Origin of the sequence: Streptomyces sp. NBC_01497 (genome assembly GCF_036250695.1) — a bacterium.
Taxonomy (GTDB): Bacteria; Actinomycetota; Actinomycetes; order Streptomycetales; family Streptomycetaceae; genus Streptomyces.
In genome coordinates, this window is record NZ_CP109427.1 from 8,258,854 (window position 1) to 8,279,945 (window position 21,092).

The 21,092-nt window shown below is 70.1% G+C and carries 16 protein-coding genes; 9 read left to right on the forward strand and 7 right to left on the reverse strand.

The features are described 5' to 3' along the window. The first annotated feature begins 92 nt into the window (after positions 1–92). On the forward strand, positions 93–980 hold the full coding sequence (locus OG310_RS34825) for a helix-turn-helix transcriptional regulator (protein ID WP_329459843.1): 888 nt from the start codon (positions 93–95) through the stop codon (positions 978–980). Positions 981–1,247: 267 nt separating this feature from the next. On the opposite strand, the gene OG310_RS34830 is transcribed toward OG310_RS34825, so the two are convergent. Continuing rightward, on the reverse strand, positions 1,248–2,129 hold the full coding sequence (locus tag OG310_RS34830) for an alpha/beta fold hydrolase (protein ID WP_329459844.1): 882 nt from the start codon (positions 2,127–2,129) through the stop codon (positions 1,248–1,250). A 156-nt stretch (positions 2,130–2,285) separates the two neighbouring features. On the opposite strand from OG310_RS34830, the gene OG310_RS34835 reads away from it, so the two are divergent. Then, a complete protein-coding gene (locus OG310_RS34835) occupies positions 2,286–2,855 on the forward strand; it encodes a TetR/AcrR family transcriptional regulator (RefSeq protein ID WP_329459845.1) in 570 nt (189 codons plus the stop codon). A gap of 102 nt (positions 2,856–2,957) precedes the next feature. Continuing rightward, entirely contained in the window at positions 2,958–4,136 is a 1,179-nt protein-coding gene (locus OG310_RS34840; protein ID WP_329459846.1) for a GDSL-type esterase/lipase family protein, read from the forward strand. 311 nt (positions 4,137–4,447) lie between these two features. On the opposite strand, the gene OG310_RS34845 is transcribed toward OG310_RS34840, so the two are convergent. Next, entirely contained in the window at positions 4,448–4,936 is a 489-nt protein-coding gene (locus OG310_RS34845) for a GNAT family N-acetyltransferase (RefSeq protein WP_329459847.1), read from the reverse strand. A 282-nt stretch (positions 4,937–5,218) separates the two neighbouring features. Here OG310_RS34845 and OG310_RS34850 point away from each other — a divergent pair, with 282 nt between their 5' ends. Together OG310_RS34850 and OG310_RS34855 are read left to right on the forward strand one after the other, a co-directional pair. Continuing rightward, the gene (locus OG310_RS34850; protein ID WP_329459848.1) at positions 5,219–6,022 is read left to right on the forward strand and encodes an SAM-dependent methyltransferase; all 804 of its coding nucleotides are present in this window, start codon (positions 5,219–5,221) and stop codon (positions 6,020–6,022) included. Positions 6,023–6,590: 568 nt separating this feature from the next. Beyond that, entirely contained in the window at positions 6,591–6,836 is a 246-nt protein-coding gene (locus OG310_RS34855) for a hypothetical protein (protein WP_329459849.1), read from the forward strand. Between the two features lie 155 nt (positions 6,837–6,991). Here the strand turns inward: OG310_RS34855 and OG310_RS34860 are convergent, their stop codons facing one another. From OG310_RS34860 to OG310_RS34870, 3 genes are all read right to left on the reverse strand, one after another. Further along, the gene (locus OG310_RS34860) at positions 6,992–7,540 is read right to left on the reverse strand and encodes a GNAT family N-acetyltransferase (RefSeq protein WP_329459850.1); all 549 of its coding nucleotides are present in this window, start codon (positions 7,538–7,540) and stop codon (positions 6,992–6,994) included. A 185-nt stretch (positions 7,541–7,725) separates the two neighbouring features. After that, positions 7,726–8,529: a restriction endonuclease gene (locus OG310_RS34865; protein WP_443078806.1), complete on the reverse strand. Its 804-nt coding sequence runs from the start codon at positions 8,527–8,529 to the stop codon at positions 7,726–7,728. Between the two features lie 551 nt (positions 8,530–9,080). Beyond that, positions 9,081–9,911, reverse strand: a complete 831-nt coding sequence (locus OG310_RS34870) for an oxidoreductase (RefSeq protein ID WP_329459851.1) — start codon at positions 9,909–9,911, stop codon at positions 9,081–9,083. A 1,284-nt stretch (positions 9,912–11,195) separates the two neighbouring features. Between OG310_RS34870 and OG310_RS34875 the strand changes: the two genes are divergently transcribed. From OG310_RS34875 to OG310_RS34885, 3 genes are all read left to right on the forward strand, one after another. Next, on the forward strand, positions 11,196–12,776 hold the full coding sequence (locus OG310_RS34875; protein ID WP_329459852.1) for a Re/Si-specific NAD(P)(+) transhydrogenase subunit alpha: 1,581 nt from the start codon (positions 11,196–11,198) through the stop codon (positions 12,774–12,776). A 1-nt stretch (position 12,777) separates the two neighbouring features. After that, positions 12,778–14,193: a Re/Si-specific NAD(P)(+) transhydrogenase subunit beta gene (gene pntB / locus OG310_RS34880; protein WP_329459853.1), complete on the forward strand. Its 1,416-nt coding sequence runs from the start codon at positions 12,778–12,780 to the stop codon at positions 14,191–14,193. A gap of 545 nt (positions 14,194–14,738) precedes the next feature. After that, the gene (locus OG310_RS34885) at positions 14,739–14,999 is read left to right on the forward strand and encodes a chaplin (protein WP_329460519.1); all 261 of its coding nucleotides are present in this window, start codon (positions 14,739–14,741) and stop codon (positions 14,997–14,999) included. Positions 15,000–15,482: 483 nt separating this feature from the next. On the opposite strand, the gene OG310_RS34890 is transcribed toward OG310_RS34885, so the two are convergent. Together OG310_RS34890 and OG310_RS34895 are read right to left on the reverse strand one after the other, a co-directional pair. Continuing rightward, positions 15,483–17,702 carry a M64 family metallopeptidase gene (locus OG310_RS34890; protein ID WP_329459854.1) on the reverse strand — a complete coding sequence of 740 codons (2,220 nt, stop codon included), beginning with the start codon at positions 17,700–17,702 and terminating at the stop codon, positions 15,483–15,485. 1,206 nt (positions 17,703–18,908) lie between these two features. Next, entirely contained in the window at positions 18,909–19,397 is a 489-nt protein-coding gene (locus OG310_RS34895; RefSeq protein ID WP_329459855.1) for a spore-associated protein A, read from the reverse strand. A 783-nt stretch (positions 19,398–20,180) separates the two neighbouring features. Here OG310_RS34895 and OG310_RS34900 point away from each other — a divergent pair. Further along, entirely contained in the window at positions 20,181–21,092 is a 912-nt protein-coding gene (locus OG310_RS34900; protein ID WP_443078923.1) for a helix-turn-helix transcriptional regulator, read from the forward strand.

Genomic DNA, 21,092 nt, shown 5'->3' on the forward strand with positions numbered 1-21,092 from the left:
ACGACGAGAGCCCACAGGGTCGGCAGGCGTTGTCCGCACACGTCACGCTAGGTCCGGAGGAGACCGTCGTGGTTGTAGTGTCGGGACACGTTATGGACAGAAACGGACAGCACAGTGTGGCCGAGGTGCCCTACCAGCCATCCGCCGGGACGCCGCCCGGCGCGGAGGTCCTCGGCTTCCCGGCCCTGCTCACCCGTGCGCAGCGGCATGGGGTGGCGCCCTACTCACCGAAACGACTCGCCTTCCACGAGCTGATCGCCGTGAGGTCAGGTGTGCTGCGCTGCTCGGTGGACTTCACCGAACACGAGCTGACGGCGGGGGACTGGCTGTGGGTTCGGCCCGGCCAGATCCAGCAGTACCGCTCGGATCTCGGCGCGGCAGAGGGCACCCTCGTGCTCTTCCAGCCCGGTTTCCTGGACACCCCCACCGCGGACGTGGCCCGCGTCGACCGGCCGGTCTGGAGTTTCGCCCGGATCCCGGAGCCCGAGGGGGAGCGGCTCAGGGGCATCCTGGACCTCCTGGAAGGCGAGTACCGGAGGTCGGAGGGCACACCGCCCGACGTGCACGTGGAAGTGGTGCGCCACCTGCTCGCCGTGCTCCTCCTGCGCCTGGCCCACGCGTACGGCGGTGAGGAGAACGCGGAGGCCGCCAACGATGCCTTCCGCCGCTTTCAGCAGGCGGTGGAGCGCGGTTTTCCCGGTTGCCGTCGCGTGGAGGCCTATGCGGCCCGACTGGGCTACAGCCCGCGCACCCTCACCCGTGCGACCCGGGCCGCGACCGGGCGCAGCGCGAAGCGCTTCATCGACGACCGCGTCCTGCTGGAGGCCAAGCGCCTCCTCGTGCACACGAGCCTGTCCGCCACCGCGATCGGCGAAAGGCTGGGCTTCTCCAGTGCCACGGTGTTCACCAAGTTCTTCCGGCAGCGGGAGGGTGAGACGCCGGCGGCATTCCGGGTTCGCGCGACGGCCGCCACGCCGTGACCGTTGTTGCTGTCGCCGCCACTCCTGTCGCCGCCACTCCTGTCGCCACTGCGACAGAGCAGGCCTGAACAGAGCAGGCCGGAACGGGAGAACGGGCGGGCACTGTTCTGTTCTCGGCGGTGGCGGCAAGCCGCGCCGCTGAGCGGCTCGTGGGTCGACCACGCGACCACAGCGTCCGGTCACCCGGGTCCGGGCGCCTCCAGGCGTCGGGGCGCGGTGTGTTGAGCCCTGAGTGAGGCCTCGAAACCCGGCCGTGCGACCGAGCACTCAGCGCATGTGCGCGTCCAAGGCGTCGATGATCTCGCGCCAGAGCTCACGTGGACGGTCGTGTCCCATGTCGGCAACGAGCAGGAGTTTCGCTCCGGGCACCAGGTCGGCGGTGCGCTTGCCGCCGCTCGGATCGATCAGTGTGTCATCGAGACCATGGACCACCAGGGTCGGTACGCGAAGTCCGCGCAGCGCGTCAGCGCGTGAACCGCCGAGGACCATCGCCCCGAGTTGGCGTCCCACGCCCGCCGGGTAGTAGGCGCGGTCGTAGCTCTCCCGGGCCAGCTCCCGAAGGAGCGCGGGGTCGCCGTAGCGCTTCGAGGACCACACCAGTTCTCTCTCCGCCGCAGCGACATACCCGTCGCGATCCGACGGCTTCGCACTGAGGAGCACCGCCTGGGCCTCGGCGCTGGGACGGCCGTGGTCGGGTTCGCCGGTCGAGGACATCATCGACGTCAGGGTCAGGACGCGGGCCGGCCGGCTGATGGCCATGGTCTGGGCGATCATGCCGCCCATCGAGGATCCGACCACGTGAGCCCGTTCGATGCCGAGCGCGGAGAGCAGGCCGAGGCCGTCGTCGGCCATGTCCTGCATTCTGTACGGCATCATCGCGAGGGCCGGCGGGATGTCTCCCGCAGTCACGAGGCCGATGAACCGGCCCAGATCGACGGGGTGCTCGTCGAACCTCGTGGACAACCCGCAGTCGCGGTTGTCGTACCGGATCACGTAGCGCCCGCGTCCGGCGAGCGCACGGCAGAAGTCCTCGTGCCAGGCGATCATCTGGGCACCGAAACCCATCACGAGCAGGACGGGCGGGTCCGAGGGATCGCCGAAGGTCTCGTACGCGATGGACACTCCTGGTGAGACTTCGGCGATCGGCATGCGGGGGGTGTCTCAATGCCGCCTGCCGCCGTGCATCCGGATATCGACGACCAAGGCGTCGTCGGGCCCACATCCTCTGCCTTCCCGGGCCATGGCGCATTTGCCTAAAGCCATTAGGTAAATGCATAATGGGCTTCGCCGAACGGGAGGAACATCATGGTTCGAGCAGGGCTGACGCCCGAGCGCCTGACCCGGGCCGGGGCCGACATGGCCGACGAGGTCGGCTTCGACCAGGTGACCGTCTCGGCGCTGGCCCGCCGATTCGACGTCAAGGTCGCGAGTCTGTACTCGCACCTGAAGAACTCCCAGGACCTCAGGACCAGGATCGCGCTGTTCGCGCTGGAGGAACTCGCCGACCGGGTCGCCGCCGCCCTGGCCGGGCGGGCCGGCAAGGACGCCCTGGCCGCCTTCGCGGACGCCTACCGCGACTATGCCCGGGAGCATCCCGGCCGCTACGACGCCGCCCGTCTGCGGCTCGATCCCGAGACGGCCGCGGCCAGCGCCGGGGTGCGGCACGCGCAGATGACGCGGGCGATCCTGCGCGGTTACGACCTGACGGAGCCCGACCAGACGCACGCGGTCCGGATGCTGGGCAGCGTCTTCCACGGCTACGTCAGCCTGGAGATGGCCGGAGGCTTCAGTCACACCGCCGTCGACTCGCAGGAATCCTGGGACTGGGTCGTGGATTCGCTCGACGCCCTGCTGCGCCATCGCGCCGCCCCTTGACCAGCAGCGGGCCGAATCGCCGGAGCCGAGCGGCGCACCGAGCACCGGCCATCGGGAACCGGCGTACCCGAACATCCGGAAAAAGATCAACAGGCTGGGGCAATGAACACTGAGCGCGACTGGATCACCACACCTGTCACCGCGGACATCCTGCGCGGCTACCTCGACGCGGAGACCACCGCGCACGGCCTGCTGCCGCATCGGCTGCCCGCTCGGGCCCGGCAGCAGATCCCCGACAGCCAACTCGCCGTGGCCGAGGCCCAGCCCTCCGGCGTCCGCCTGGTCTTCCGCACCCGGGCCACCACCATCGAACTGGAGACGCTGCCCACCAAGCGCGTCTACCAAGGGTTTCCGGCCCCGGCGGACGGTGTCTACGACCTGCTGGTCGACGGCCGGCTCGCCGGCCAGACCACGGTGACCGGCGGAAACGTCCGCACGGTCACCGACATGATCAGCCAGGCATCCGAACTGCGTGCGGGTCCGGCCGGCACCGCCCGGTTCACCGGCCTGGCGGCGCATGACAAGGACATCGAGATCTGGCTTCCGCATACGGAGATCACGGAACTGATCGCCCTGCGCACCGACGCCCCGGTCGAGCCGGCCGGGGAGCACGGCCGCAGGGTGTGGCTGCACCACGGCAGTTCCATCAGTCACGGTTCGAACGCCGCCCATCCGACCGCCATCTGGCCGGCCCTGGCAGCGGCCCGGGGCGGAGCGGAGCTGGTCAACCTGGGGTTCGGCGGCAGCGCGCTGCTCGACCCGTTCACCGCCCGTGCGATGCGGGACACCCCCGCCGACCTGATCAGCCTCAAGATCGGCATCAATATAGTCAACAGCGACGCGATGCGTCTGCGTGCCTTCGGTCCCGCTGTCCACGGATTCCTCGACACCATCCGTGAGGGGCATCCGAGCACGCCGCTGCTGGTCGTGTCCCCCATCCTGTGCCCGGTCCAGGAAGACACACCCGGCCCCCTCGCTCCCGACTTCGACGGCGGGACCCTGCGGTTCAAGGCCACGGGCGATCCGGCCGAACGCGCTGCCGGGCGTCTGACGCTCAACGTCATCCGTGGTGAACTCGCCCGGATCGTCGGACAGCGAGCGGCTGACGACACGCATCTGCACTACCTCGACGGCCGCGACCTCTACGGCGCGGCGGACCACGCCGAACTGCCGCTGCCCGACGAGATCCATCCCGATCCCGCGGGACACCGCCGCATCGGCGAGAACTTCGCGCGGCTCGCGTTCGGCGACGGTGGTCCGTTCGCCGTCAAGACCGGCTGACGGACGTCGCGGTCACGCACACCGTGATCGCGGCGCGAGCCTCGCTGGCATCGGAGGTTCCCGCCCGCTCGCCAGGTCCGCCACTTCGCCCACCGGGGAAGTCGCGGCGAACGCTCGTACCGCTCCGGGCGGTTGTCCCGGAACCAGGCCCGGCCCCGCCCTCGAACATCACCGAATCCGAACTGAGCGGGTTCGCCCGGTGGCGCGCCGGCCCGCGTCCGCCCGCGCCGGCCCACCTTCGCCCGCGTCCGCTTGCGGACGGGCACAGCGCATCGGGGCAGGGGCCGGCTCCGAGGTTCGAAAAGAGGCGTTCACAGGGAGCGGTACATGACGTGCAGTCCGACATAGCCAGCGGTCGGATGCCGGAATCCCTCCGGCAGTGTGCCCAGGACCTCGAAGCCGAGCGACCGGTACAGCTTCACCGCGTGGACGTTGGTCTCCACAACCGCGTTGAACTGCATCGCGCGATAACCCGCCGCGCGCGCCCAGTCCACTGTGTAAGCGCACAGCGCCCGCCCGACACCCTGCCCGGTGTGAGCCGGGTCCACCATGTAACTGGCGCTCGCGATGTGCGAGCCGTTGCCCATGTGGTTGCGATTCATCTTCGCGGTCCCGAGGACCGTCCCCGAGTCGTTCACCGCGACGACCGTACGGTTCGGAGCCGACAGCAGCCACCATTCCCGGCCTTGGTCCTCGTCGAGATCCGTCGGATAGGTGAAGGTCTCACCCGCGGCGACGATCGTATGGAAGAAGGGCCAGATCGCGGGCCAATCCTCCGCGCCGGCTTCCCTGATCAACATGCATGACAGCATGCCGTACGGCCGCGGCACGGCCCAGGCCTTTTCACCCGGAGCGCCCGAGACGGCCCGCGGAGGCTCAGAATCAGGCTCCGACCTCCTCGTTCTCCGGTTCGACGCCGTGTCGTGCCGTACCTCGTGGCGGGCCGGACGGCCGAACACCTCGCCGGTGGCAAGTGGCTCCGCCATGATCCGACGTGCGGTGCGCGTGGTCACCACCGTCTAGGGTATGAACGGGAGTTGACGACCACTATGAGAGGGCGCGCAATGCCGGGTTCGGGCTGGATGGACGCTTCGGCGGCGGGGCCGATAGATCTGCACACCGATCGCCCCCACGCGGCGCGGGTCTACGACTTCGTCCTCGGCGGCAAGACGAATTACCCCGCCGACCGGGAGGCGGGTCGCAAGACGCTGGAGGCGCTGCCGACCGCGGGGCGCGACGCCCGCGAGAACCGCGGCTTCATGAGGCGTGCGGTGACGATCGCGGCCGAGGCGGGAATCCGGCAGTTCTTCGACGTCGGTACCGGGATTCCCACCTCCCCCAACGTGCACGAGGTGGCGCAGGGGATCGCGCCCGAAAGCCGCGTCGTCTACACGGACAACGACCCGATCGTTCTCGCGCACTCGCGCGCCCTGCACGCCAGCACGCCCGAGGGACGCACCACCTACCTTCAGGCGGACGCGGGGGATCCTGACACGATCCTGCGGGCACCGGGGTTGCGGGAGACCCTGGATCTCGGCGAACCCGTCGCTCTGAGCCTGCTCCTCCTGCTGCACTGGCTGCCCGGCGACCCGTACGCGGTCGTGCGGCGCCTGATGGACGCGCTCGCCCCCGGGAGTTACTTGATCATCACGCACCTGGCCAGCGACATCTTCGACGGCGTCGCGGGCGTCGAGAAGACCTTCGTCGAGTCGGGCACCAGCCTCCGCGCCCGTTCCGGCCCGGAGGTACAGGGCTTCTTCGACGGCCTGGAGCTGCTGGAGCCCGGCGTCGTGCCGTGCAACCTCTGGCGTCCCGCGCTCGCCGCGGTCGGTTCGGTGAAGGCCTTCGAGGTGCCGGTGTACGGGGGCGTCGCCGTCAAGAGGTGAGTCGGTGGCCGGGGGTGCGGTGGCCCCGGTGATGCTGCTTCGGGACGACGCTGTCCGCATCCAGCGGGGCTGCCCAAGTGCCGCGTTTCGTGGGGCCGGTGCCGCCGGGCGGCAGGGGCAGTGCACGGGCGGGAGCGGCCGCCTGGTGGCGCAACGCCCGGATGCGGTGCCGTGTGCCCGGTCCCGAACGCGACGGACGGGGGTGGGACAGGTACGGGGTGAGCGTGCCGCGCGAAGTCCGAGGCGGAGCTCGCGTCGAATCGGAGGACGGCACGTGCGGCGCAGGCCGGCAAGGACCGGAGGCTCCTCCGCGAGGCCTGGCGGCCCTGGGCTCCGCGAGACCGCTTCGGTGCCTTGCGATGCACGGCACCCGACGACGCGGCCCATCGGACGCTCATCCGGCCGCTCATCCGGCCGGGACTCCTGGGAGAGCGATGGGCAAGCTCTCATCCTGCCCCCTGATCGGGGGACCGCGGCCGGCTTGCGGGCACGTCAGCACGTCCGGGTGCGGTCGGACCTGCCGGCGAACCTCGCACGGCAGCCGCCGGCGCAGGGGAGACTGGTAGGCATGATGCCGCGTGTCGAATGTCCTTCCTGCAACCGCCTCATCGCGGCCGCGCCGGTGTCCGGGCGGCCGGGCATGGGCCGGATCTTCCGGCATGACGAGCCGGGGGTGCGCCGGGAGCGCTCCGGTTCGCTGGTCTCCTGTCCCGGATCGCTGGACGTCGTCACGCTGCCCGATCCGGGCATGCAGCTCGATTTGTTCGGCGAGGCAGAGGAGCAGCAGGAGCACGATGATCCGGTCTTGTTCTAGGCCGGCGGCCCGAGGGGTGTGGCCGGTGTCGTCCAGCGCCTGCGGGGCCCGGCCGATCGACAGGGGGTCGCGCGGGACGACGCCGGCCGTGGACTGGTGCCTCCCGGTCCGGCGAGCGCTGAGGGGTCGCGTACCTCCGGCTGCCGGGCGCGAGCTCAGGCGGGCGGCGTTACCGGAGACCACACGCCGAACCACTGTTCGGCGCCCCAAGCCTCGAACCGTCGCACCTCGGTGAAGCCCAGTTTCGCCGCGAGGCGCATCGAACGGCCGTTGGCGGTATGGGTGCAGAGCACCACCGGCTCACCGGGAAGCGCGTCGGCGAACCAGCCGAGAGCCGCCGCGCACGCCTCGGTGGCGTACCCGCGTCCCCACGCCCGGGGCAGGAACAGGTAGCCGAGTTCGGCCTCCCCGGCGTCGGGACCGACATGGCTCCGATGCTCCGCGTCGCGCCGGTTGAGTTCGATGGTGCCGATCATCGCCCCGTCGAGTTCGATCACGAAAAGCCCGGGGCGCCTGCCGGGCGTCCCGGGCAACGCACGCTCCAACTCCGCATGCTGTCGAGGGCCGCCCAGGTAGGCACCCACCTCAGGCGATGCCAGCAACTCGACGAACGCCGCACGGTCCCGGGCCTCGGATGCGCGGAGCACGAGCCGGTCGGTCCTGATCGGAGCGGGCGGCCAGGAGACGGGTCCGACCTCGGTCATGGCGGGCAACTTATCGCAGGCTCCGGATCGTCGTCGCGGACGGCGTGGTGGAAGGCCGCAGAGGGAGTTCCAGAGGGACGTCAACTCCCCTTACCGGCAGGTGGGCTCAGGCGAAGCCGACCTGAGTGCGGGGGATCGCGTTTACGATCCGCAGCCCGTAGGGGCCTTCGTGCCTCGGCCACCTCTCAGGCTCCGTCCACCATGGCGGGGCCCCAGGGGGCGGGCCCCGAGCCCTCCGACCAGGCAGCGAGGGAGTCGCCGTCCACGCAGCGGATACCGCACTCCGCGGCGTACTCCCGCGCCGGTGCGGTGAACTGACTGGTGGTTACGACGGCAGCGAGCTGGGCTCCGTGTACTGACCAGCAGGTGCCGCCGAAGCGCTGGAGATCCTGGGAGCCGACCTTGTGGGCAGGACCGTACTGCTTGCACTGCACGACGACGCGCCGGCCGTCCGGTGCGGTGGCGAGGACGTCGGCGCCCAGGTCACCGGCGCCGCCGACAACCGCGACATCGTGGCAGCCGTCCCGTTCGCACAACGCTGCGACGGCCGCCTCGAAGCCGTCAGGGTCGAGGGCCGTGAAGTCGACGGCAGGCGCGGGCGCAGGCAGTACGGCGGTGAGGCCGTCCTGAGCGGTGGCGGGAGCGAGGTCGAGCGTATCTTCGCCCCCACCGGCCAGGGAGGGCGCGAAGGCCTCGCCGAGCGGAGCCGGCTCGATGAGTTCCCGGTCCGTCCGCGCCATCCCGGCCCGGGCGGCGCGACGCAACTCGCCGGCTCTCGGCATCGCCCGGAACAAGGTGTAGAGCATGGGAACCGCGAGTATCGCGAGGAGTACCGCAGTGAGTGGATGCGCCCCGGCCCAGCGCGCGAAGCACACGAAGAACAGCGCGGCGGCTGCGAGCAGGGCGCCCGCCATGGCGAGGATGACAACCGGCCGGGGCATCGACCCTGTCGCTCTGAGGCGGCCGGTGCTGGTCCTGGTCTCCCGCATCAGCACGGGGCCTCCTCCACGTCGTCATGAACCCGCTTCGACGGACGTGTGCCCCGAACAGCGCAATCCATGATCAACAAGCCGAGACCCGCGCCAAGCCCGTGGGTGGAGCCCGGTCAGGAACACGCCCACGAGCCCGCTCGCGGGCGCATTGTCGGCTCAAGGCCGATCCCGACCCACGAGGGCGTGGTGGTGCCTGTTCGCGGGGGTGCGCCCTTTCGCGCGAGGTATCGACTCGTCCCTGATCCGCGTTTCCCCCGCATACGGAGGTGCAGTGCTGCTTCCGAGGGCCGGCTGAACCGAGGAAGGGCTGCACGACCTCCTCACGAGGTGGTCGGCGTGCTGTGCGGAAGGTGGAGGAGCCCTCGCGCCCACCCGCCGGGGAAGTGGCTCGCTCGGTAGCGACGCGTACTGCGCGGACACCAGCGCGCAGTCTGCCCGCGCGGTCGACACGGCCCTGTCTGCCCACCCGCCCCGGCGAGCTGGAGCCCCGGCGGGCCCCGGTGGGGCACGGCCGCCGCGCGGAGCCGGAGCCGGACCCGGCCCGATCGTCAGTCGTGGTCGGTAGTGACGGCAACGCCGCGCCAAGCGTCCATCTCCTTGCGAACACTGGCCAGTTTGGCGTCGACGACCTGCAGGGTGTCCGTTCCGAGCTGGAGTCGCAGCGGCGGGTCGGAGGCGGCGGCCACGTCGACGATCGCGCGGGCGGCCTTGACCGGGTCGCCGGGCTGGGCATGGTTGATGTCGGCGACACGATCACGCACCGCGCCGGAGGTCGCCGCGTAGTCGTCGATCAGGTGGACGCCGGTCTGCAGGCTCGACGGGTCGAGGAAGTCGGTCCGGAAATATCCCGGCTCGACGATCGTCACGTGGATACCCAAGGGCGCCAGCTCGGCGTGGAGAGCTTCGCTGAACCCCTCGACCGCGAACTTCGTCGACGCGTAGATTCCCCAGCCCGCCCCGCCGGCGAAGCCTCCGACGGAGCTGATGTTGATCACATGCCCGGAACGCTGCTGCCGCAGCGTCGGCAGCACAGCCCGCTGTACGGCGAGGACACCGAGCACGTTGGTCTCGTACACCGCACGCACCGCCGTGTCGTCGGCCTCCTCCACCGCGGCGAGAAGACCCCGGCCGGCGTTGTTGACCAGAACGTCGATCCTTCCGAAACGCTCGACGGCGGCCGCGACACCCTCCTCGATGCTGTGGTGATCGGTCACGTCCAGGGGCACCGCGAGCAGCGCGTCGCCGGCGTCGGGAAACCGGCTTCGGACGGCGTCAGCGCTGCGCGCGGTGGCCGCGACCTGATGGCCGGCGGCCAGTGCCGCGCGGGTGATCTCCTGGCCGAAACCCCTGGACGCTCCTGTCACGAACCACACACTCATCGTTGCCTCCTCGTGGATGACGTACGCACACCGTGCCCGCGCCGGTGGGGCGTGGCGCTTGAGCACCACGGCCGAGACCGGACGACTCCGCTCCGGACCGCCGGCGACTGTTTCGCAACCGCGACCGACCATGCGGAGCCCGCCCGGCCTGCCGGGCAGCCGTCCGGGCACGCGCGGGTGACACGCGGTTCGGCCCGGTGCCGTTTCGGCCGGATGGCACATGCCTCCCTTCGACCCTGCCACGGGCCGGGACCGGCGGCATCATCGGCATCCCGCGCACGGCGGGGGAGGGGCACGCGGTGCCCGGCGCCACCGCTTGGGAGAGCCGATGCGCGGGACGCGAAGGCGGGAGGACAGGCCTATCCGCTCGGGCACCTGCCCCTTGTCACGGAGGCTCGCCATCCATGGCCGGCGGATTCTCCCCAGAACGTGGAGCCCGGTCGTCTCGTCCGGCGGACACCACGCCGCTGTGCGTGCCCGCGGCCACGTCCGCGCGCCCCCGGAAACGCCGGGCAGTGCACGACGTGCCGAGGGGCCACATCGGCAGACTCCCGCTACCCGCTACCCGCTACCCGCTACCCGCTACCCGTCGCCCGTCGCCCGTCGGTCGTCGCGCGCGACCCGGGACCCGGGCCGATCCGGTGAAGGGACCGTCCCGCGCCAGCGAAGCGCCGTCCCGCTCGGCAACGCAATCAAGGGGCCCGCGCCGTCGCGTCTCTCTCAGGGCGGCACGCCACGGGCGCTGTCGCAGGGCGAAAGCCCTCAACTGGCCTCTCCTCGACGGTGCATGAGAGCGAATCAGACCTGGCCGCGGACTCGCGAGGCCACCGGCCCGACGCGGCCGTCGGGCGGGCGCCCCTGCGTGCGCTGCTGCCGAGGCAGGCCCTTACGAGGGGTTTTGGCCTGGGGCGGCCCGGGGTTCCTGGGTTGCTTGTTCCCAGGCCGATCTCGGCGTGCCAGACTGCCCCGCAGGCCTCCCCGGCCCGGTTGAAGGGCGATCGTGCCGGAGCGATCCGCTGGTCGGCCGCGGGATGCGGATGCGTTGAATTGTCGAGATGTCGATCTGCCCGATCCTGGCCGCCGCACCACCGGCCTGTCCGCCCCGGAGCCCGGCGGGTTCCGTATCCATCACTTCGTTCCGGCGCGTCCTGGGCCCTGCGGACCGGCACGCGAACCCAGCAAGTCACGGTGCGCGCAGGTGTCCGCCGCCGCCGATCCCAGGAAGCGCCGCGCAGGGCCGAGCCACCACCCGGACCATCGTCGAGAACACCCATGGAGCAGACCATGCTCACCACTGACCCACTCACCGCTGAGCCCAGAGCGGCGTCGCCCATGCTCGTCGGAGTCGCGCGCGAGGCGCCCGGGGAGACACGAGTCGCCGCGACCCCCGCGACCGTCAAGCAACTGATCGGCCTCGGGTACGACGTCCTGATCGAGTCGGGGGCGGGCGACAAGTCCTCATTTCCCGACCAGGCGTACGCGGACGCCGGGGCACGGATCGGTTCCGCCGACCAGGCGTGGGGCGCGGATGTCGTCCTGCGCGTCAACGCGCCCGAGCCGCTGGACGTCGCGCGGCCGAAGGACGGCGCCACCCTCATCTCGACGCTAGCGCCGGCTCTCAACCCCGGGCTGGTCGACGCGCTTGCCCAGCGCCCCGTCACCGTCCTCGCGGTCGACGCCGTCCCGCGGATCAGCCGGGCGCAGTCCCTGGACGTCCTGTCCTCGATGGCCAACATCGCCGGTTACCGTGCGGTGATCGAGGCGGCCCACGAGTTCGGCCGCTTCTTCACCGGCCAGGTGACCGCGGCGGGCAAGGTGCCGCCGGCGAAGGTCCTGGTGGCAGGGGCCGGGGTCGCGGGCCTCGCCGCCATCGGCGCGGCGTCGTCACTCGGCGCGATCGTGCGGGCCACCGATCCTCGTCCGGAGGTCGCCGACCAGGTCGGTTCGCTGGGCGGGCAGTACCTGCCGGTGGTCGTGGACGAGAGCGCCCAGCGCTCCAGTGACGGCTACGCCAGGGACACCAGTGAGACGTACGACCGCCGGGCCGCCGAGATCTACTCGGAGCAGGCCGCCGACGTCGACATCATCGTCACTACCGCTCTCATCCCCGGCCGCTCGGCCCCTCGCCTGATCACCGCCGCGGACGTCGCGTCGATGAAGCCGGGAAGCGTCATCGTCGACATGGCCGCGGCCCAGGGCGGCAACGTCGAAGGCAGCCTCGCCGGACAGCGCGTGGTCACCGACAACGGGGTGGTCATCCTCGGCTACACCGATCTCGCCGGGCGCCTGCCCGTGCAGGCGAGCCAGCTGTACGGCACCAATCTGGTCAATCTGCTGAAGCTGCTGACCCCGGGCAAGGACGGACGGCTAGTCCTGGATCTCGATGACGTGGTGCAGCGCGGCATCACGGTGGTCCGTGAGGGCGAGAAACTGTGGCCACCGCCGCCGGTACAGGTCTCGGCCGCTCCCGTGCACAGCGCGGAACCGGTGGCCGAGAAGGAGGAGCGCGAACCGCGGTCCCCGGCGGTCAGGCTGGGCCTGGTCTTCGCCGGCGCCGCAGCCCTCTTCGTCGTCAACGCGCTCGCACCCGAGCCGATCCCGCGGCACTTCACGGTGCTGGTGCTGGCGATCGTCATCGGTTACTACGTCATCGGCCGGGTGGCGCACGCCCTGCACACTCCTTTGATGAGCGTCACGAACGCCATCTCCGGAGTGGTGGTGGTCGGTGCGCTGCTCCAGGTCGGCATGCATGACACCGTGATCCGGATCCTGGCCGCTGTCGCGATCCTGCTCGCCTCCATCAACGTCTTCGGCGGCTTCGCGGTGACCCGCAGGATGCTCGTCATGTTCAGCAGGGGGAAATGACATGACGTCACAGTCCGTCGCCGTCGCGGCGTATCTCGTCGCGGCCCTGCTGTTCGTTCTGTCGCTGGCCGGCCTCTCCCGCCACGAGACCTCCGCCAAGGGGTGGCTGTACGGCGTCGTCGGAATGGCCGTCGCCCTGGCCGCCACGATCGGGGTGGTCGCCTCCGACAGCCCCGGCTGGGGCATCTACCTGGTGGTCGGCGGGATCGTGGTCGGCGGGGCGATCGGGTTGTGGCGGGCCCGCGTCGTCGAGATGACGGGTATGCCGGAACTCATCGCCGCGCTGCACAGCTTTGTGGGCCTGGCAGCCGTCCTCACCGGCTGGAACGGCTACCTGGAGGTGGAAAGGGGCGGTCGGGGCGGCCTCGACGGCGCGCTGCTGCACATCCATCACGCCGAGGTCTTCATCGGGATCTTCATCGGCGCGGTCACCTTCACCGGTTCCATCGTGGCCAACCTCAAGCTCAGCGGAAAAATCGACTCCAAGCCGCTGATGCTGCCGGGAAAGAATCTGATCAACGTGGGCGCGCTGGTGGCGTTCGCCGCACTGACCGTGATCTTCATCGTGCACCCGGCGCTGTGGCTGATGATCGCGGTCACCGTACTGGCGCTCGCACTCGGCTGGCACCTGGTCGCCTCGATCGGCGGCGGTGACATGCCGGTCGTCGTCTCGATGCTCAACTCCTATTCCGGATGGGCTGCCGCCGCGGCCGGCTTCCTCCTCGACAACGACCTGCTGATCGTGACCGGCGCCCTCGTCGGCTCCAGCGGCGCCTACCTGTCGTACATCATGTGCCAGGCGATGAACCGGTCCTTCCTCTCCGTCATCGCTGGGGGCTTCGGCATCGAGGCCGCGGCCGGTGGGGGCCAAGAGCAGGGCGAGCACCGGGAGACCACGGTCCAGGAGACCGCCGATCTGCTGGCCGACGCCCGCAGCGTCGTCATCGTCCCCGGCTACGGCATGGCCGTGGCACAGGCGCAGTACCCGGTCGCCGAGCTCGTACGCGGTCTGCGTGAGCGGGGCGCCGAGGTGCGCTTCGGCATCCACCCGGTCGCGGGCCGGCTGCCGGGCCACATGAACGTGCTCCTTGCCGAGGCCAAGGTCCCCTACGACATCGTGCTGGAGATGGACGAGATCAACGACGACTTCGTCAACACCGACGTCGTCCTCGTCATCGGGGCCAACGACACGGTCAATCCGGCTGCTACGGAGGACCCGAGCAGCCCGATCGCGGGCATGCCGGTGCTACGGGTGTGGGAGGCCCAGAACGTCCTCGTCTTCAAACGGTCGATGGCGACCGGATATGCGGGCGTCCCCAACCCGCTCTTCTACCGGGAGAACTCGCGGATGCTCTTCGGTGACGCCAGGTCCAGGATGGAGGAGATCGTCCGGACGTTGACACCGGTCCGCGTCTGATCTGCGCAGGCACATCGCATCAGGGGCCGAGCCTGCCCTCTGGGATCCGCCGCGGGACCGGTGCGGCACCGCCCGTCCCCGGTGCGCGCCGGTCCCCGGGCCCCGGCCCGGAGGCGCCGGGTCGTGCTCGGGTCGACGTCCGGCGGTGGAGCGCGGCCACGTCGACCGGAGGGGCAGGGCTGAGGGTGAGCGCACACGCATGACGGCTACCCGGTCGGCGGGCCTGCCGGGATGCGTGAGGCGCGTGCCATGGGCGTACGGCAAGGCCGTGGTCGGCACTCCTGACGACACAAGAAGCTGTCCGCTAACGGTAAAGGGGACCTTCACCTGCCGGAGGGGCGGGCACGGGCATCTGCCCCGCCTGCGGGGTGTGGCGCCGGATAGAGGTCTGATCCGAGGAGTTACGAAAAATAGCAGGCATAATTAATATAATTCGATCTAGTTTATGAGCTCCTTGGGTGATTTTCTATGCTGTCCGACTAACGGCCCGGGGCCAAGGGGACTTCATCCTCATCCGCTCGACCTCGAACGAAATGAGGACCAACATGCGTATCCGGACTGCTTGCGTCGCCGCATCACTGGCTGCTGTCACCGTCCTCGGTGGCGCGGGAGCCGCAGCCGCCGACGGCCACGGGGGCGAAGGCCACGGCGCCAACGCCCAGGCCGCGGCGATTGGCTCGCCGGGTCTGCTTTCCGGCAACGTCATCCAGGTCCCGGTCCACGTGCCGGTCAACGTCTGTGGCAACAGCATCAACGTCATCGGATTGCTGAACCCGGCCGCCGGCAACGCCTGTGTGAACCGCTGACGCAGCTCCGGCCCCCGCAGGTGCTCTCGCTCCTCGACCTGGTGCGAGAGCACGTGTGAGGTCATGTGAGAAGCCCCGGACCCGCGTTGCGGTCCGGGGCTTCTCACATGCGCGACCAGCCCGGAAGCTCCGATCGTTCAAGCGGTGCGGAGAAGGCAAGCGGGCGGAGGAGTAGCGGCACACGCCGCGCCGGCCCGCACCGCACGCGCGGCCGAGGGAGCCGGACCGGGGTGCCGGCGGTGGAGGCGCCCCCGAACTCCTTGCGCGGGAACCGTCCGTGACAGCACCGATTTTCCCAGCTCCTGCCCGCGGGGGCCGCCCTCCGCCCGGCCTCAGGGGAATGCGAGGCGCAGGACGAAGGGGCGGTGCCCACCTCTGGTGGAGGTCCGCGACGGGCGAGGGCTCAGGTTCGTGCCTGCCCTCGCGTTGACGCGGCGCATCCGGGGGTTCGGGGACGGACCACCCCCCTGCCCCTGGCGCCGATCACTCGTAGCAGGCGAACCGGTTGTAGGGGACCTGGTAGGTGGCGTCCACGTTCTGCTTCCCCGAACCGTGGGGGCCCTTTACCGTCGCGTGCGCGGTCACGGTCACGCTGCCCGTTTCGGTGGTCGGCTCGCCGGTGCGGAAGACCGCGGTCACCTTGCCGCCGGCCCGGACATTCTTGAAGGTCTTCGAGCCGTACGCCGTCTGCACCGTCAGAGATGCACGGTCCTGCGACCGGTTCTGGGCGGACACCTCGATGCGCGTCTCGTCCTTGACGCAGCGGGTCACCGCGTTCGACGTGACGGGGATCGCGCCGGGCGCGGGCGGGTCCTTGGGCAGGACCGTGACGGTGAACTTCTTCGCCGGTGCGACGTTGCCGGCGGCGTCGACGGAGCGGTACTCGATCTGGTGCGTGCCGTATCCGGGGGAACGTTCGGCGAACGGCGACGTGGACAAGCCGCCGCTCCCGAGGTTTCCGTAGATCAGATCGTCGACGTTCGTGCCCGTGGGCGTGAAGAGGAACGGCTTCGAACTGTCGGTGGGCCAGCCGAAGTAGTGGAACCAGCCGTCGCCGTCGACCCGGAACTCGGAGAACAGCGCACCCTGCTGGTCGTCATGGGCCGTCAGCGCCAGGCTGAAGGAGTCCGTGACGGTGTAGTGCGGCGTACCGTCGCTGTTCTTGGAGACACTGACCGGGTCCGACACGGTGTAATCCGTGGTCGCCGGAGTGTCGTCGACGGTCCACTGCTTGGTGGCCACCGGCGACGTGCGGTTGTGGGGATCGCTCACACCGACCTGGACGCGGTGGGTACCCCTGTTGAGCCCGAGGCTCGCGAGGTGGAGGCTCGTCGAGTGGCCCACGACACGGCCGTCGAGGCGCCAGGTCACATCGAGTGCGTGGTCGCGCGGGTGGCCGGGGTCGACCCACAGGACGTCGGTCGCGCCGACCGGCTGGGTGTCGGGCGTCGCCAGGCTGATCGTCGGAGCGCCGTCCTGCCCTGCCGGGCCGGAGGCTGTTCCGACCGTCCACTCGCGTGTGGCGGTCATCCTGCTGCTGTCGCGCAGGGCGGGATCACGGACGAAGTCCGTGTCGTCGACCACCTTCACACTGATCGTGTCACCCGGTCGCGCGTGCAGGTCCCGTACGTTGACACTGCGCGCGTTGCCGGTTCCGCGGACGACCTTGCCGTTGACACTCCACGTGGCGTCGAGATCCTCGTGGACCGGATGAACGGTGTCGATCCACACTTCGTCCGTGGGGCCGACCGGGCCGTCCGTCGGTGTCGAGTCCTCGATGAGGTCGACAGCGCCCGAGAGGGCGGCGGTCATCTGCTCCCGGCTCACCTGGTCCATGTAGTACCCGAGGGTCTTCATCATGGAGTGCTGACTCGGCCGCCAGACCCCCTCGGTGTAGTACATGCCGCCCTCGAACCGGCCTATGGTGCCGCCGGATTCGCTCTTCTCCCCGAGCCAGCGCCACCACTTGGCCTTCTGGTCGAGCATCTGCTGCTCGGTCAGGAGCGTGTGGTGCACCGAATCGGGCTCCCCACCGGTGTACGTCCCGCTCGTCACGCCCCGCGTGTAGTAGTCGTACTCGTCCTGGAGACCACCGGCGGAGTGCCCGAGTTCATGCGGAGCGATCAGCGCGGACATGGCGTTGCCACCCGTCGCCGTGGCGTAGGAGCCTCCCGCACCGCCATAGGTGTCGCTGTTCGCGAGTGCGAGGATCTGGTCCGCCTTGGGCGCGAGGGCCGCGTACTTCTTCGCGGCGCCGTCGTCCATCACCAACAGTCGCTGGATGCCGGTCTTGGAGCAGCCGCTCCACAACTTCATGCTCAGCGGCGTCGTGCGCACCGGCGACGTCAGCTCAGGATCGCAGCTGATGCCCGATTCCTGGGACGGTGTCTCCACCGCGTAGACGTTGATGTAGTTCCGGTAGCTCTTGTACGGCTGGAGCCCCCAGAGCACGTTCAGTTGCTTGTCGACCTGGTCGAGGAACGTGGGCATCTCCGCGGCGGTGTAGCCGTCACCGAGAACGACGAGGTTCCAGCGGTTCGAGGGGTCGCCGGTCACCTGGATCGGGACGACCGTCGCGTCGTCGGTGGCGGCGGCACGTGTGGGTGCCGCCGCCTGTCTTTCCGCGCCCATAGCGACGGGTGCGGCGGTCAGCGTGCCGAGCGCCATCACCATCGCGAGGAGTGGACGCCATAGCCGTTTCACCGAAGTTGCTCCTTGAGCTGTGTCGTGACGTGCGATGGCCAAGAGGCCGGCGGCGCGTCGGGTTCTGATGGGGCGGTGCCGCGGCGCCGCCCGGAGAGTTGGCCGGGACCCGTGACACGATGTCACCCGGTGGCGGTGGCGGTGGCCCGCTGCCGCTCCACGGAGCGGGATCACGCTCGGCTGCGGCATCAACGGCCGTGCGGTGGGGGCCGGTCGGGCAGGCGATCAGAAGGTGCCGACGGGACCCGGCGTAGCCGTGCGGCGGCGCGATCGGGTTCGCGGGAGGAAGCGGCGGCCGCCGAATCGCCGGAGCGGGTGACCACACACGTCCGCCTCATGTCGTCGTCGGCCCACGGGCCGACCGGATGCCCACCTTCAACCACTTGAGCGGTCGCTTACTGTAATCACCTTGCGCGCAGCATGACAAGAGCATGGAGTCACCGGCTCCTGAGCCGTATCCCGAGCAAGTCGGCCCCACGGCTTCGCCGGTGGTCCGGTGGGCGGGCCGGTACGCCGCAGGACCACCACGGACGGGTCCGTCGCACTGGGTACGGAGCCGGTCGGGTGCGCCGTTCACCGAGGTCGGTTCGGCGATCGGAGCGGATGAATCCTGAGCGAGTGAGAGCCTCCGGGTCGGTGTGGACCGGCACATCGCTACGGAACGATCAACAGCGTCACGCCCTACCGTGACGTACCCCCGCCCGGGACGAGCCGTCCGCGTCCGGCCGGGCGTGTCCTGGTTGACGGCCGGCCCCTGCGGTGGGTCGCCGAAGGTTCCAGGTCTACACGCAGGGGGTCGGCGGTGGGCCGGCGTTACGACGACCTGCTGAGGCAGACATCAGCAACCGGCCCTCCAGCCCGCACCACAGCCCGCGCCGGCCCTCCCCTCATACCAGGCGGGGGACCGTCAACGTCCGTGTGCTGCGGTGCTGGGGACCGGCCGCACTGCCTACCGCGGACGCGCCACGCGCGAGAGCCCGCCATGTGCCGGCCGTGTCCTCAACCTGGCGGGTCCGCCGGTCAGTACGCCTGAGCCGGTCACGCTCAGGACACGAGACGTCCACCGCCCCGGGCGCGGATCGGGCGCTGTGCCCGGGGCAGTCCCGAAAGCGTCGATGACCCGTCCGCGCGACGTCAGCCATCACAGCAGCCGCGGCGCGAGCGCCGACGGAAGGTGCTCCCCACCGCCTCGGCCCGAACCCTCGGCTACCCGCAGTGGACGTGCTCTCGGAACGCGCTGTACCCGTTGATCAGGCCTCCCCAGTCGATGCAGGTGCCCGCCGCGTGGACGTAGACCGGCCCCGCGTACGTCTGGAAGTTCCCCTTGTCGATCGTGTCGGTTGTCGCGTCGGAACGCGAGATCCAGGCGTTCATGGGGACCGCGCTGCCGGAGGTGTTGCGGACGGTGACCACACAGTTGTAGCCGGTGGACGCGTTGTAGGTCAGGTACACGTGGCCGAGTGTCGTGATCGGCAACGTGTCGATCACGCTGTAACCGGAACCGCAGGCGCTGTTGTACGTGGCGGGTGCGGCCGCCTGTGCGGGCATGGCAGCGGCGACGGCCGGCCGGCCCAGGTCGACCGTCGCGTGCCTGTTTCCGACCGGTCGGTCAGGTGCCGCAACCGCACTGGTGGCCGAGCAGGCCAGCAGAGCACCGGCGGTGGCCACCGCCGCGGCTATCACGCTGTACTTCATGAACTCCCCCTGAAATCCTTCTGGATGGTCTCAACGCCAACCAGGGTGACAGTGATCCTCCCTCCACGGAAGACGATGATCCGAACATGGTGGAGACCGGCACCCGGGCGACCGCAGGCTCCGGTCGCCCTGGAGGGCATCGTCTTCGTCCGATGGCACACTGCTCTGTCGGCCACCCGGCAGGGCACGGCACGCGGCGGGCCTGTCCGTCTCGGCACCCACGCCGTCAGCACCATCGATGGTGCTCGCACTGCCGTCCGCCTACGCGGCTGGCTTCTCGTGCTTGCCTGTCCGCGTCGTTGTCCGCCGGACACGCAGGCGGGTTTCAGCTGCAGCAAGCACAGGGAGCGAAGCTTGCGCGTCCGAGCACTGGGATCCGGTCGGCATGTCCCTCGTCGACACCTGAACTCCAGGGGAGGGTGAGCCCGCGACGACGGCGTCACAGCACCGCCCGATGCCTGCCGTGACCGTGTGAGGCTGGGCAGGTCGACCTGGCCCGGAGCGGCGGGTCGGTCCGGCGGCGCTCGCCCCGGCGTCGGAGAGCATGACCGAGGAGGGCCGGACATGGTTGACCGCCTCGATATCCACCAGGCAGGACCTCGTGCCACAGCTGCAGGGTGTCGGCAGAGCCTGACATCCGACCCGCGAAACCCTGAGCGAAGCCTCCAGGCTTTGTCGCCCAGATCTTCGCTCCGCCTGGGACCAGGGGTACCAGGCGCGTCCGGGACCACGCACCGCATCCTTGAGGGTATGAGGCGAACGAATTCGGACGAAACCGCCGCAGTGGCAGGTCCGGGGCAGGCGGGAACTCGTACAGCAGCCCCGGCGCGGCAGGGGGACCGCGCCCTGGGCGACTTCTTGCGCGCCTTGCGAGGCCGGGCCGATCCGGTGCGGCTGGGAATGCTCGACGACGGCAGGGTGAGGAGAGTGCCGGGGCTCCGGCGCGAGGAGCTGGCTGAGCTCGCGCACGTCAGCGTCGACTATGTCGTCCGTATCGAACAGGGACGCAAACGGCGTGTCTCCCGGGCGGTCCTCACGTCGCTGGCGGACGCACTGGAGCTGGGCGCGGACGAGCGGCGGTACCTGTTCGCGGTGGCCGACGTCATCGTGTCGCCGGCTGATCGATCCGTCGCGGAAGAGGACCGTGTGCCGGACAACGTCCGGCGGCTGCTTGAGGGGCTCACCGCGCTGCCTGCCCTGGTCCTCAACCGCCGTATGGACGTACTTGCCTGGAACAAGGCCGCGACGTGGCTGCTTGTCGACTTCGAGGCGCTGCCAAGAGCCCGGTGCAACCTGGTGACACTCGCCTTTCTGGATCCCGCCTATCAGTCCCTGTTCGGTGCGGGCTGGGAGCCCATGGCGAAGGAGTCCGTCGCCGCCCTCCGTATGGAGGCCGGACGGAGCCCGGATGACGCCGCACTCCAGGCACTCGTGGGCGAGCTGTGCGTCCGGGACACCCGATTCCGTGATTGGTGGGCGGCCCAGTCGGTCAGCAGCCCGAAACTGCGCCGTAAGACGTACCACCACCCGCTCGCCGGACCTCTGACGCTGGACGCCCAGGTGTTCTCCGTTGAGGGGAGCCCGGGCCTGTCCCTGGTCAGCTACAGCGCGGTCCCCGGCTCTCCGTCCGAGGAAGCCTTGCGGTTCCTCGTGCAGTGGAACTCGGAAGGCCCGGGCGCCGACAGCCGGACGTAG

Excerpts from the sequence above, each read along its gene's own strand:
- OG310_RS34825 (WP_329459843.1), top strand. The coding sequence starts at position 93 with ATGGACAGAAACGGACAGCACAGTGTGGCCGAGGTGCCCTACCAGCCA.
- OG310_RS34830 (WP_329459844.1), bottom strand. The coding sequence starts at position 2,129 with ATGCCGATCGCCGAAGTCTCACCAGGAGTGTCCATCGCGTACGAGACC.
- OG310_RS34835 (WP_329459845.1), top strand. The coding sequence starts at position 2,286 with ATGGTTCGAGCAGGGCTGACGCCCGAGCGCCTGACCCGGGCCGGGGCC.
- OG310_RS34840 (WP_329459846.1), top strand. The coding sequence starts at position 2,958 with ATGAACACTGAGCGCGACTGGATCACCACACCTGTCACCGCGGACATC.
- OG310_RS34845 (WP_329459847.1), bottom strand. The coding sequence starts at position 4,936 with ATGTTGATCAGGGAAGCCGGCGCGGAGGATTGGCCCGCGATCTGGCCC.
- OG310_RS34850 (WP_329459848.1), top strand. The coding sequence starts at position 5,219 with ATGGACGCTTCGGCGGCGGGGCCGATAGATCTGCACACCGATCGCCCC.
- OG310_RS34855 (WP_329459849.1), top strand. The coding sequence starts at position 6,591 with ATGATGCCGCGTGTCGAATGTCCTTCCTGCAACCGCCTCATCGCGGCC.
- OG310_RS34860 (WP_329459850.1), bottom strand. The coding sequence starts at position 7,540 with ATGACCGAGGTCGGACCCGTCTCCTGGCCGCCCGCTCCGATCAGGACC.
- OG310_RS34865 (WP_443078806.1), bottom strand. The coding sequence starts at position 8,529 with ATGCGGGAGACCAGGACCAGCACCGGCCGCCTCAGAGCGACAGGGTCG.
- OG310_RS34870 (WP_329459851.1), bottom strand. The coding sequence starts at position 9,911 with ATGAGTGTGTGGTTCGTGACAGGAGCGTCCAGGGGTTTCGGCCAGGAG.
- OG310_RS34875 (WP_329459852.1), top strand. The coding sequence starts at position 11,196 with ATGCTCACCACTGACCCACTCACCGCTGAGCCCAGAGCGGCGTCGCCC.
- pntB (WP_329459853.1), top strand. The coding sequence starts at position 12,778 with ATGACGTCACAGTCCGTCGCCGTCGCGGCGTATCTCGTCGCGGCCCTG.
- OG310_RS34885 (WP_329460519.1), top strand. The coding sequence starts at position 14,739 with ATGCGTATCCGGACTGCTTGCGTCGCCGCATCACTGGCTGCTGTCACC.
- OG310_RS34895 (WP_329459855.1), bottom strand. The coding sequence starts at position 19,397 with ATGAAGTACAGCGTGATAGCCGCGGCGGTGGCCACCGCCGGTGCTCTG.